This window comes from Sporosarcina sp. FA15, from assembly GCF_051550195.1.
Lineage (GTDB): Bacteria > Bacillota > Bacilli > Bacillales_A > Planococcaceae > Sporosarcina > Sporosarcina psychrophila.
In genome coordinates this window covers 1,368,491-1,381,507 of the sequence record NZ_CP188818.1, presented here as the reverse complement: position 1 = coordinate 1,381,507, position 13,017 = coordinate 1,368,491, and the positions used below count along the sequence as shown (strand labels likewise).

Sequence of the window (13,017 nt, the reverse complement as noted above, 5' to 3'; positions counted from 1 at the left end):
TTCCTTCTTCATTTGTCGAATGGTAGAAGGAAGAGGAGGGATTACATATGACTAATGAAGAAAGAAATAAGTTATCGGATATACTATTACAAAGTCTTTATGATTATCATTTCGCTAATAATGGAGGAAGTTATAAATTACCCAAAGCAATGATAAATGCAGATTTAAACAGCAAACTGGCTATTGAACACCTAATCGAAAAGGAATATGCCATAGACAGTGGGCAAGGGTCAGATAATCTAGTATTAGCAATAACAACGCAAGGAATGGACTATATAAAAAACAAATAACTGGATGCATTAATCGATTAACAGGAACGTCTATCCGGGCGTTCTTTTTTATTTACCCATAAATAGAGAAAAGGGGAGTGAGGAGACAAATGGAGGGGAAGAACATGCAGGATATAGTACAGGACCCGGAAAAGAGGATTATCAGTCTGGAGTAGAACTATTCAGAAATTCAACTTGAAGTGAAAAAATAACCGACACAATCGTCAACAGCTCGATTCGTCGTCAGTGAGAAGGTTAAATTGAACAAAGCAAGAGCGACCCGTCCACAGATTAGTGAGGAGGTCGCCAATTCGAACGTCAAGTAAAGTAGTGAATGGGATGGATGCGTTCAAAGAGAAAGAACGATAAATTGTTATTTTTGATAAGTATATGGACACATTTGGTCGGCGTATTGCTCTACAGAATGTGGGACTGGATATGAGATGGTTTCTTTCACTCTGTTACAGCCCTTTGGGGGTCCGATAAATGTAGAAGGCTCAACGGGAGCAATTGCTTTTTTCCATTGACTCTCATCCATACAATAGGTATGTGCCATAATATTCGAAGGCGTTAATTTTAAGAGGTCAGACCCTAGAATTACTTCCGGAGTTGGTGCATTAAAAATACCTAAAAAATGAGTGTTATTAGAAGTAGCTACTATATAGTGCCACCATCCTTGCGGCACGTTTGCAACTTGCCCAGGGGTAATAGGATAATTTTGGATTTCTTTTGTAAAAGGATTCAGAAATGAAACAGTACAAGCTCCAGAAATACAATAAACAAGCTCTGCAGCATGTTGATGGTAATGTGGCTCGATGACATTGCCAGCGCTAAGAAAGATATCAAGTAAGGACACATTTTCTAATGTGTTTAATTGCTTGATACCTAACACATTAATAAAATTTTGATTGTCTTTTTTGAAAATCGGACTGTCATTTACGTCAAAAGTGAACTGAGTTGCTGGTGAAGTGTAATCAATATTCGAATTCATAAGTACATCCTTCCTTATATGATGTCAAATATGCATTGGTAGCATACTTTTACAGGATATGTATGAATCCACTTTAGTGTGAAGGGTCATTTACTTTCTTGCGCTGATACATGTGCGGTGCGATAAACGGTGGACACATTATGTGAAATAAAAAAAGCCATTAAAAAAAGAAATAGACTTAATCGTCTATTTCCTTCTGCATCGCTTCCCATTGTGCTTTATATTTAGATTTTGGGATGCCATGATACTGTTCATAGCAGCACATTCTACAAGAACAATGGACTTTTCCTTTGCTTAATGTCCCACGCACGGGCATGGACTCGCCTTCTCGTTGCAGAGCATCTTTTAGAATTGCCCATTTTCTTTGAATGATTCTCTCTCGCTGATGGCGAGTATAGGCTTTGGAACGGTTTTTCATTTGGATCAGCTCCCTTGGAGAAACCCGAGCTTGCAAGGCACGTCAATGGGTGTTGCAGCACGCCCTACAAGCTGGGTATTGAGCTGATCAACTGTATTAATATAATCATGGCTTTAGTTCCTTTCATTATGTATTAAATGATAGTACCACAGAGGCAATCGGAACACATTATGAAAACTGTTTAATACGCAGTTTGAACATTAAGCGAAAGAGCAATATATGAATCCGATAAACTTAATAGCAAACATATCAAACGCATATCGCGCACGTATTTCCGAGTGAGGATAATACGGATATCATGCCTAAATTGATTGAAACAACAAAAGTAAGTGAATAATAAAAGTACATTATTGTTGTTCCAAGAAATGAGGGTATGGTATGAGTGAGAAATTGACGGGAGAGGAAGAATGTGTGAATATAACTTATTATTTCACGGTGATATTCACAGCAATTGGAACCGTTTTAGTCTTCTATTTTTTGTACCAAAAAGTAGGGAGGGTAGATCTTTTTATTATTTTACTTTCAACCTCTGCAGGCGGTATACCTATAGGGTTCATTGGTGCATTTATTGATTATAAGGTTTCAGCATATAAGTTTGAAAAGAGAAGTTATGAGCAATGAAAAAAGTCCGAATTCCTCTCGTATAACACTGGGAGGGGATTGGTAATGGCGGAATTAATAATAGAGTTTGCTATAGTGGATAAGTACTCCGGTTAGCTATACACACATGGTACTATTCGCAACACTACCCTCATAACGTGATAGAATGTAAACTAGACACTCTATTGAATGTTTGGTTATTTTGTGTTTTCACTGGGATATGTGATTGTAGCACCACACACTAATTATTATTTTAAATCTACGGTTTGCTATGCTAGACAGAAAGCTCGAATTAAAAAAATAGCGAACCACTTGGGTACGCATGACAAAGAGCCGTCTATGACGATTTATTTAATTGTAAGACGGCTTATTTTATTTAGTGTTACATGCCACTTTAGTGTGAAAAGATACTCTCCATTACAGTGTTGTCCCAGCAGTTTTCTCTTCTTGACATTCTTGGAATAAAGCCAAGTTTCTTTGATTGTTTATGGTGTTGAAGTGATGTAAAGACAGTTCCTTGATCAATATGGAGAAGAAAACCTTCCATCCTAGATAGGATAGTTAGAGTTCTTGCATAGACTAGACTATACTATACCCTACTTTGTCCGTTTTAGGGGGATGACCAGAGTTTCCCTCAGCAATGAACGCCCAGAGCTATTTGTTTTACTGAAAGAAAGGAACGAGTAAATGTCTAAAAAAGTAACTAAACAAAACGCATTTCTTATTATTTTCGCGATTTTTGCGATATCCATTAACATGAGGCCAGCTATCACTTCCATTGGGCCCATGCTTGAAACAATTCGTGAGCAGTTGACGTTATCTAATGCACAGGTGAGTCTATTGACGGCGGTACCTGTCATTTGTATGGGCGTTTTTGCCTCAATGGCACCGGTGTTGAACCGGAAATTTGGATTGAAGTATACAATCTATGCAATGCTTATACTAATTGGACTAATGACCGCTTTACGCGGGTTCATTTCCAGTTTTTTAATTCTAATCGGAACAGCCTTCCTTATAGGTATCGCTATTGCAGTAATCGGGCCACTCCTTTCCGCAATGATCAAGCAGTATTTCCCGGACCGCGCTGCATCTGTTATCGGAATTTATTCATTCGGGATGGGGGTCGGGTCTGCAGCTAGTGCAGGACTGACGGCTGTATTTTTTGATAGAACAGGATCCTACTTGTTTGCACTTAGTATTTGGTCCATGCTAGCACTTCTCGGTCTAGTTGCCTGGTTTTTAGCAATGAGAGGGAACATGGAAGTACGTCAACTCGATTCCGTTGTCGTAAAGGGGAAACAGAAAAAGGTGAGATCCCCATGGAAAACACGGAAGGCATGGCTATTCTTACTATTTTTCGGTTTGCAGTCATCTGCATTCTTTTCAATTATTACTTGGCTCGCGCCAATTGCAATTTCTTCCGGAATGACATTGCTGCAGGCGGGAACTCTCCTTAGCATTATGACGACGGTCCAAATCTTTTTAAACATTCTCCTACCTTTGCTGATGGAGCGTTTTCCAGCACGAAAGTTTTGGCTTATGCTAATGCTTATTGCGGGGATGCTCGCAGTCGCGCTGTTCTGGACAGGGATCCATACACTCATGTGGGCAGGCGCATTCATCATGGGGATACCACTTGGCGGTTTATTCCCCATAGCACTTCTTTTACCACTTGACGAGACAAAGACAGCTGAGGAAGCAAGTTCTTGGACTGCAATGATGCAAACAGGCGGTTTCATCATAGGGGGATTATTGCCTCTTCTGATTGCAGTTGTTTATGACGGGACGGCGAACCATCATTATACGTTCGGCATTATCATGTTACTGTATGTGATGATGCTCATCCTGACGTTTATGATTGGCGATAAAAAAATGCGTGAAGAATAATGAAGTAAATAGAGTGAAAACCCCACAGAGAAATATGTTCTTTGTGGGGTTTATTCAATTTAAGAGCTTTTAGAATAGAACTATTTTTACACTTCAGCTATAAATAAACATTTAAATGGTATTTTTACATTAAAAAAAGGTTTCCATTCGGTTCAAGAATGCTTTTGCAGATTGACTTAAATATTTATCAGTACGATAAAACATCTCTAAGTTCCTAGTAGGGGAATCCTTGATTGGAATAGCACGGATACCGAGTGATTGGAAACTTTCAATTAGTTGACTAGGTTGAATAGTAGCCCCAATCCCTGCTTTTACAAGTTGAAACAAAGATGTGGCTGATCCTGTTTCCATCAGGGCATCGATAGCAATTTTTTGACTTAAACACCAAGTCTCAATCAAATCACGTCCAGAGAATCCCTTCGGATACATAACTAAAGGCAGATTTACCAAGTCAGCCGGCAAGATAATACCTTTGTCTGCTAATTCATGATCTTTAGTAACGAAAAGACTATACGATTCGGTATGAAAAGGGATGCGATTTAAACGACTGTCTGGTTGAATCGCTAGCCCAAAACCAATATCAACTTCATTTTCTAACACCTTATTTAAAATATCAATAGATGGAATCACTTGCACTTTAGTATTTGGAAATTCTTTGTGAAAATCGATTAGTAATGCTGTTAATCGATAATCAAGATCGGATGGTAATACTGCTACACGTAAGTGACCGGTATTCAGATTTGTAAGATCTTCTATAGCATTTTTTGCGTTTTCTAGTTGTTGAACAATTTGCAATGCGTAGTGCTCAAGGAGATTACCTGCTTCGGTCTTAACGGTTTTTTTTCCGAGGCGATCGAACAGAGGTTGGCCTAATTCATCTTCCAATACCCGTATTTGCTGGCTTAGGGTTGGTTGTGAAATACCTAGTTTGTAGGCAGCTTCAGTAAAATGAAGTTCTTTGCATAACATAAGGAAATAGTGTAACTGCCTGATTTCCATTTAACATGCTCCTTTTATGATAGCTTACAGCTATGGTTTGTATAGAAAAAATAGTATTGAACTATTATAAGCGCAAATATACAATGAATGCAATGCTTAATGAAGGAGATGTTTCACATGCGTTTTGTTTATCTTGTGATGATTATATTTTTTGTTTCATTAAATTTAAGACCGTCGATTACTTCTGTTGGGCCTTTACTTGATATCATCCAAACGGATTTAGGTATGAGCGGGGTGACAGCTAGTTTACTAACCGCACTACCGGTTTTTTGTATGGGGCTATTTTCCATATTGGCCATTAAGTTAAATAAACGTTTGGGAATGGAGAAGTCTCTGCTTATAGCAATGTCTTTGATATTCGTTGCTACATTCCTTCGTATGTTCGTTCATAATAGCTTTTTGTTGTTTGCGACAGCTTTATTCTCCGGGATTGGAATAGGGATTGCTGGACCATTAATTACAGGATTTATAAAAAAATACTTTCCCAATAATCATGGTTTAATGGGGGTTTATTCCGTGTCAATGGTGATTGGGGCAGCGGTTGCATCCAGTCTTTCCGTGCCTACATACCAGAGGATGAATGAATCTTGGCAACACGCATTAGGTTTTTGGAGTATATTAGCGGTTCCTGCATTTTTACTACTTATACCACTTCTAAACAAAGCAGAAAAGAGTACAGATACCTTGCCTATTTCAGCTTTGTTTGTAAAAAATAAAAGGGTGACATTATTCATGTTGTTTTTTGGGTGCATGGCGGCTATCTTTTATTCGCTAACAGCTTGGTTGGCTCCAATCGTACAATCAATGGGTTTCAGCTATTCTCAATCCGGTTTGATTCTGACTCTATTTACAGTAATCCAAATTCCCATAAGCTTTTTAATACCTATACTCGTTAGCAAAACGGGTAATAGAAAAGTTTGGTTACTAGTCTGTAGTTTTTCAGAAATAATAGGGATTTTGATTTTACTGCTAAATTACTCTCCGTGGATAGCTACAGTTTTCCTTGGTATTGGGGCTGGTGGTTTGTTTCCTTTGGCACTACTTCTACCTATTCAAGAGGCCAAAAATATTGAAGAAACAGTGTCTTGGTCTGCGATGATGCAATTTGGTGGTTATCTACTCGGGGCCCTCGGTCCTGCATTTATTGGATTAACAATTGATGTTTTTGATAACTTTGTTCCAGCATTGGGAGGACTATTGATCATTTTATGTGTAATGCTTTTCACAATCTTAAAAATAGGGAACAATGAACAATCGATTCATTGATTTGGCACTGTGAAAATTTAATGTTGTTTTTTAATTGGGTGTTTAATATTTTCTAATACTTAAAGCAAAGTAGGATGATTGTCAAGACACTTTGTTACAACCCCGTTAAAACATTGTATCCACCCTTGAGCCTTCGATAATAATTATTAACGCACGTCTGTTGATTAACCATTTTCTTGCATAAATAACAAGTAAGAAGAGGCTTGAAAACCTTCATTTTCACTGGACCATTTCCGGTTAGCTTTCGGCACACTCTTTTCGATCATCTTATTGTGAATAAGTACCTATCGCAAACCTACACTGTTTAAGTGAAAAGTGCAGCTGCTTTAGAAGTAAAGAATAGCTACCTTTTTCAAAAGGTATCAGTGCCCGAAGATGCAATTTCGGACACCCTGGTACATTGTACAGGGTGTTCTTTAGTAAGGTTTATGACCCTATAGAAAGTGACACTTCCTAAAATAAGAAAAGAAAAGACCATAAAGAAAGTTTCAGCCGCCAAAATTGCATCTTTGGCGGCTTTTAACCAATTAGGAACCCCTCTATTCCCTCGTTCCCAAAAGCATTAGCACTTCGTGTACCTTTGCCTTTGGAGAGCGACGGATGAACGACCACCAGACAATTACTGAAGAAAATGTATAGGAATGCGGCGAAGTCGCATTCCTATACATAAAAATAGCTCAGTTATGTATAGAAGTTGTTCAATCCAAAGCGAGCCAGAAGCAACTGTAAACCGAGCGCCTAGTAGTCAATTAAGTTATTAATTGGTTGTTTTTGGTTAATCAACAAGTGTGTTATTACCGTTCTATAAGTAATAAAAACCCTTTGTACGAATTTCACTATCAGATTTGTATTGATTGAAAGGTCATTCAACAATCCTAATAAACTGCCTCTATAAAATGGGCATGCTCAACAATTGTTCTTTGTATTGTGATTCTACAATAAGAAGGTAGAATTTAGAATAGTAGCTACGTTTAACTGTGAAAAATTGGAGAGAAAAATCAACAATAACATTTACCAAAGCTGATAAAATCACAGAAATTGAGTTAACAATAAATAAGTAGGTGAAAAAAGTGGAAATTGTATATGAGACTAAACGTTTATATCTATGTGTGTTTAATGACTCTCACTTAGATTCAGTGAAAAAGTTTTGGGGTGATGAAGAAGTGATGGCGTTATGCGATGGTGCTTCTTCAAGTGATGTGTTGGGCCGAGTTATCGAAGGCTATAGGAAATGTCATGAAATTAACGGTTTATCCGTGTACGCAGTAAAAGATAAAGAATCTAAAGAAATTATAGGTGCTGCTGGATTTAATTGTGTGAATTCATTAAGCAATGTGGAATTAATTTATCATTATAGTAAAAAGTCTTGGGGCAAAGGTTTCGCAACAGAAGCGGCGTATGCTTGTGTAGAAATCGCCATAAATCATGGGGAAGTACAGGTTATCACTGCTTCTGCAAGTCCAGAGAATAAAGGGTCTTTAAAAGTATTAGAAAAGATTGGATTTCCTTTTAAATGCATGAAATGGTTTGAAGATACAGAGCAAGAAGAACTTTATTATGAATATAGGATATAGAAGTTATAAATAATCTACGAACTATAATGAATTGATAATAAAAAAATCTCTAAAACCTCTTTTCTTTTTTTCCTATTTCGTGATAGAGTTGTCCCTTATGCTTCACGCGCAACTCTGATTTCGCTTTTTATGTTACCGTCGCGCGTATGTATCAACGGTTGAAATACTGTTGCTTTAAAAAACAGTTTGACAATCACCTCAAGATGGGCAAATTTTTCATACCTACTTGCTATCTGTGCTTGGAAGCTTTATGCGGTACATCTACGACATATAATAGCAAGTAAAGGATTTCTATCCATTTAAGACTGTATTGAATACACTGTTGATAGTAATTTTAGCGAGTTTTACCGAATATGGTTACATAGAGTTAATCGAAGACAAAAGGTAGACGAGCATTATTAGGAATTACCTAAAAAGGTTTGCTGAAAAATAAGGGGGTGCTGCATGTTAGATTTGAATCCGGATCAATTTATTTTGAAACCGGCATTTGCCACTATTCATTGTGAGCCGACTTGGAAATGGAAAAAGCGCGATAAACCGTTCCCTAATTATGATTTATTTTATGTTTGGAGCGGTGAAGGAATATTGGTACTAAACGGAAAGTCTTATGATATACAAAAAGGGCACTGTTTTCTTTTTAAACATGGAGACGTGACAACTGCCACGCATAATCCCCAAGACCCCCTAGTATTAACCTATATTCATTTCGACTTAACTGAAACACCACAATTGGTCCCTACCGCCCATCGGATGGTTGAAAATACTTTCAGTTTTGAATCACTCTTAACTCAATACGTTCGCTTGTTATTAGTGAAAACATTTGGAATGGAAATAGAGGCAAAGCTCATCTTAAAGCAACTAATGATTCACCTATTGAGAGCAGAAGAAGAAGAAGAAAAGGTAGAGCAAATGGCTTACACGAGCAATATCTTGCTGGAAACTGTTCGGGAAATAGCTAACTATATTCAGCAGCATCCCGGTGAACAACATTCAATTGGAAGTTTAGCAGCTCGAGCCAATCTTTCTCCAAGATATTTTTCTCTGAAGTTTAAACAAATAATTGGCCATACGGTTAGATCATATATCATTCGTTCGCGCATTGAACGAGCGGAACATTTACTCCGTTATTCAGGTATGACAGTGACAGAAGCTGCGTATGTCCTTGGATACAGCGATCTCCATTTTTTCAGCAGACAATTTAAAAAGTACACAGGTAAAAACCCTTCAGAAATTCGTTAAACTCGCCAGGCTCTTATGCTTGGCTTTTTTTATTGCAAATTTACGGTATCACTAAAAAAGTGCAAATGTTTAAGCAATAAGTCTAAATCAATTCCATTTAATAATCGATATTATAAAAGTAGAAAATGAATTCAAATAGTAGAGGAGAACAGAGGTAGGTTGGGCTATTCAAGAAGTATGGAGGTAGTCATTGAATGTAATGAGTACATCATAAGCAAAATGTCATGAATGTTTTGGGGGAATAGATATGTCAGCTGATTATATACAACAACTGTTTGCAGACCGTTTAGGGGGTCCGCAATTTGGTTTAAAAGAGGAAATCTATAAATTTGAAAAAATAAAAAGAATAAAAAAAGAAGCATTGCAGGCAAATCCTCATATGGAATTGATCGATCTTGGCGTTGGAGAGCCTGATGCAATGGCAGATGAAGCAGTTGTGGAAATATTGGCAGAAGAAGCAAAGAAGCCTGAAAATCGCATGTATGCGGATAATGGGATAGTTGAGTTGAAGCATGCAGCTGCCAAATATATGAAACATGTATTTGGAGTGTATGACCTCGACCCAGAAACCGAAATCAACCATTCGATCGGATCAAAGTCAGCCTTGGCGATGCTTCCTGCAGCCTTCATCAATTCTGGTGATATTACACTTATGCCATCGCCCAGTTATCCTATTTTAGGCACTCACACAGAATACTACGGAGGAGAAATTGTCCATCTGCCGCTATTGGAGAGTAATTCATTTCTGCCAAAACTAGATTCATTGAATGAGGGTATTCTCAAGAAAGCGAAGCTACTTTACTTGAATTATCCGAACAACCCAACAGGGGCTGTAGCAACTGTAGAATTCTTTGAGGAAGTAGTCCAATTTGCAAAGAAAAATCAATTGATCGTTGTGCATGATGCTTCTTATGCTGCTCTCGTATTCGATGATGAAAAGCCGTTAAGCTTCCTTTCTGTACCCGGGGCAAAGGAGGTTGGAATAGAGCTTCATTCCTTATCGAAATCATTCAATATGACAGGCTGGCGCATTGGTTTTATGGCAGGAAATTCGAAACTTGTCAAAGTGATTAAGACAGTGAAGGACACTATTGACTCTGGTCAATTTATCGCCATACAAAAAGCAGCGGCATTTGCCCTTTCTCATCCAGAAATTACAGAACAAACTGTAGCTAAGTATTCACTGCGTCACAATCTTTTGGAAAAAGTTTTACGTGAGTGTGGCTTTAATGTTAAAAAACCGAAAGGATCATTTTTCTTATATACAAAGATACCAAAAGCGGTAGCAAGCGGTCCTCACTTTCAGTCAGCGGAAGAGTTTAGCCAATATTTATTACGTGAACATTTAATATCCAGTGTTCCATGGGATGATGCCGGACACTATGTGCGATTTTCGGTTACGTTTCAAGCGAAAGGAGTGAAAGAAGAGCAACGAGTAATCACTGAAATCAAAGCGAGGTTGAGTACATCCAAATTCATCTTTTAAGGGGGGGATAAAGTTGTTGTTTACTAAAATGCATGGTTTGGGAAACTCCTACGTTATTTTCAATCAATTAGAAACTGAAATGGACTACCAAGACTATAATCAGCTTGCTCAAATAGTATCTGATGTGAACTTCGGTATCGGGTCTGACGGCATAATAATAATAGGCTCTTCGGATATAGCAGATTTTCAAATGAGAATTTTTAACGTGGATGGATCGGAAGCAAGGAATTGTGGCAACGGCTTGCGTTGTGTAGCAAAGATTCTTTTTGATCAAAAGTACGCTACAACATCTCCTTTTACAATTGAAACGTTGGGTGGGGTGGTGAGTTTGGAAGTAGATGTAGACCATGAAAAGTACGTGCAGTATGTAACTGTTGATATGGGCGAGCCCAAACTACTAAAAAATAGGATACCGATGCAAGGAGATCCATTCTCGGTTGCGATAAATGAACCGCATTCTTTTGGAGGAGATGTGTATTACGTGACTTGTGTATCGATTGGGAATCCACACGCAATCATGTTTGTTGATGATGTGAATGAAGTGCCATTAGATAAAATAGGTCCTGTAATTGAACACTCTGATTTGTTCCCGGAACGAATAAACGTCGGAATTGTTCATGTCAAGAACAGCCAAGAAATTGATTATCGAGTGTGGGAACGTGGATCGGGTATAACAATGGCTTGCGGAACAGGGGCTTGCGCTGCGGTAGTAGCTGCCACATTAAACGATATGTTGGATAGACATCTTCCGATAACCGTTCATCTACCTGGAGGAGACTTGACGGTAAGCTGGGATGAACATGGCCACATTTGGAAAAGAGGAAAAGCAACATATATCTGCCATGGAGAATTGGGGAGAGACACCTATATTAATGGTTCAGTAATCGATGAAGGCAATGATTTTAGACAAAAGGGGAGGATCTAAGTATGAACAGAGAATCTATTTTAGATTTGGCTAAGATGCAAAATGTAAGGTATGTTCGACTACAATTTACAGACTTATTCGGAAAAATTAAAAATGTTGAAATTCCGATTAGTCAGTTGCCGAAAGCACTCGATAACAAAATGATGTTTGATGGCTCATCAATTGAAGGATTTGTACGTATTGAAGAATCTGATATGTATTTATACCCAGATTTAGATACGTTTATTATATTTCCTTTTACAACAGAAAAAGGAAAGATCGCGCGTCTCATCTGTGATATTTATCATCCAGATGGAACACCATTTGAAGGTGACCCTCGCAATAATCTCAAAAGGATTTTAAATGAAATGAAAGTACTTGGGTTTTCTGATTTCAATGTTGGACCTGAACCTGAATTTTTCTTATTTAAACTCAATGACAAGGGTGAACCATCATTGGAATTGAATGATCATGGCGGTTATTTTGATCTTGCACCAACTGACTTAGGGGAAACTTGCCGTCGCGATATCGTATTTGAACTGGAAGAAATGGGATTTGAGATTGAAGCTTCCCATCATGAAGTAGCACCGGGCCAGCATGAAATTGACTTTAAATATCAAAGTGCCATAAGAGCCTGTGATGATATTCAAACCTTTAAGCTTATCGTTAAAACAATTGCTCGCAAACATGGGCTACACGCGACATTTATGCCTAAACCATTATTCGGCATAAATGGATCTGGCATGCATTGTAACTTGAGCTTATTCAAAAATGGCGAAAATGCATTTTATGATCCAAACGGGTCGCTAGAAATAAGTGATACTGCAAGAAATTTTGTGGCAGGAATTCTGAAACATGCTCAGAGTTTTACTGCTATTACAAACCCTACTGTAAACTCCTACAAAAGGTTAGTTCCCGGGTATGAGGCGCCATGCTATGTGGCTTGGTCAGCAAGAAATAGAAGTGCACTTATTCGAATCCCCGCATCACGTGGAATGAGTACACGTGTAGAGGTTCGTAGTGTTGACCCTGCTGCAAATCCATATTTAGCCATGGCAGTCTTGTTAGCTGCGGGATTAGATGGCATTAAAAATAAATTAACACCTCCTGAAACAATTAACAAAAATATCTATTTGATGTCAAAAGAAGAACGGGAAAAAACCGGAATCATTGATTTGCCGGCTACTTTAGCTGAGGCACTAAAAAAATTAAAAGCAGACAAAGTGATTACTCAAGCTATAGGCAGCCATTTGTTGGAACGGTTTATTGAAGCAAAAGAAATTGAATGGGATATGTATAGGACACAAGTACACCCATGGGAACGCGATCAATATCTGTCGCAATATTAATGAAGCGGTGGATAGTGAAAAAAAGCTAATATGTA

At 38.1% G+C, this 13,017-nt stretch carries 12 protein-coding genes; 9 read left to right on the top strand and 3 right to left on the bottom strand.

The window, feature by feature from the left end:
- Positions 1-47: 47 nt before the first annotated feature.
- On the top strand, positions 48-290 hold the full coding sequence (locus ACP8HG_RS06575) for a hypothetical protein (protein WP_438298387.1): 243 nt from the start codon (positions 48-50) through the stop codon (positions 288-290).
- Positions 291-642: 352 nt separating this feature from the next.
- On the opposite strand, the gene ACP8HG_RS06570 is transcribed toward ACP8HG_RS06575, so the two are convergent.
- Positions 643-1,260 carry a cupin domain-containing protein gene (locus tag ACP8HG_RS06570; protein ID WP_438298386.1) on the bottom strand — a complete coding sequence of 206 codons (618 nt, stop codon included), beginning with the start codon at positions 1,258-1,260 and terminating at the stop codon, positions 643-645.
- A 178-nt stretch (positions 1,261-1,438) separates the two neighbouring features.
- Entirely contained in the window at positions 1,439-1,678 is a 240-nt protein-coding gene (locus ACP8HG_RS06565; RefSeq protein ID WP_438298385.1) for a hypothetical protein, read from the bottom strand.
- A 378-nt stretch (positions 1,679-2,056) separates the two neighbouring features.
- Between ACP8HG_RS06565 and ACP8HG_RS06560 the strand changes: the two genes are divergently transcribed.
- Together ACP8HG_RS06560 and ACP8HG_RS06555 are read left to right on the top strand one after the other, a co-directional pair.
- Positions 2,057-2,299: a hypothetical protein gene (locus ACP8HG_RS06560; RefSeq protein ID WP_338656604.1), complete on the top strand. Its 243-nt coding sequence runs from the start codon at positions 2,057-2,059 to the stop codon at positions 2,297-2,299.
- Positions 2,300-2,965: 666 nt separating this feature from the next.
- Positions 2,966-4,165 (top strand): MFS transporter, encoded by a 1,200-nt coding sequence (locus ACP8HG_RS06555; protein ID WP_438298384.1) that lies wholly within the window; start codon positions 2,966-2,968, stop codon positions 4,163-4,165.
- Positions 4,166-4,294: 129 nt separating this feature from the next.
- Here the strand turns inward: ACP8HG_RS06555 and ACP8HG_RS06550 are convergent, their stop codons facing one another.
- Positions 4,295-5,164, bottom strand: a complete 870-nt coding sequence (locus ACP8HG_RS06550) for a LysR family transcriptional regulator (RefSeq protein ID WP_187044888.1) — start codon at positions 5,162-5,164, stop codon at positions 4,295-4,297.
- A gap of 117 nt (positions 5,165-5,281) precedes the next feature.
- On the opposite strand from ACP8HG_RS06550, the gene ACP8HG_RS06545 reads away from it, so the two are divergent.
- The 6 genes from ACP8HG_RS06545 to glnA all read left to right on the top strand — a co-directional run bounded on the left by ACP8HG_RS06545 (position 5,282) and on the right by glnA (position 12,982).
- Positions 5,282-6,430 carry an MFS transporter gene (locus ACP8HG_RS06545; protein WP_438298383.1) on the top strand — a complete coding sequence of 383 codons (1,149 nt, stop codon included), beginning with the start codon at positions 5,282-5,284 and terminating at the stop codon, positions 6,428-6,430.
- Between the two features lie 1,061 nt (positions 6,431-7,491).
- Positions 7,492-8,004: a GNAT family N-acetyltransferase gene (locus ACP8HG_RS06540; RefSeq protein WP_438298382.1), complete on the top strand. Its 513-nt coding sequence runs from the start codon at positions 7,492-7,494 to the stop codon at positions 8,002-8,004.
- Positions 8,005-8,448: 444 nt separating this feature from the next.
- Positions 8,449-9,243 carry a helix-turn-helix domain-containing protein gene (locus tag ACP8HG_RS06535; protein WP_438298381.1) on the top strand — a complete coding sequence of 265 codons (795 nt, stop codon included), beginning with the start codon at positions 8,449-8,451 and terminating at the stop codon, positions 9,241-9,243.
- A gap of 247 nt (positions 9,244-9,490) precedes the next feature.
- Positions 9,491-10,729, top strand: a complete 1,239-nt coding sequence (locus tag ACP8HG_RS06530; protein WP_438298380.1) for an LL-diaminopimelate aminotransferase — start codon at positions 9,491-9,493, stop codon at positions 10,727-10,729.
- Positions 10,730-10,742: 13 nt separating this feature from the next.
- On the top strand, positions 10,743-11,654 hold the full coding sequence (dapF, locus tag ACP8HG_RS06525) for a diaminopimelate epimerase (RefSeq protein WP_438298379.1): 912 nt from the start codon (positions 10,743-10,745) through the stop codon (positions 11,652-11,654).
- 2 nt (positions 11,655-11,656) lie between these two features.
- Entirely contained in the window at positions 11,657-12,982 is a 1,326-nt protein-coding gene (glnA, locus tag ACP8HG_RS06520; RefSeq protein ID WP_342538254.1) for a type I glutamate--ammonia ligase, read from the top strand.
- The last annotated feature ends 35 nt before the right edge of the window (positions 12,983-13,017 follow it).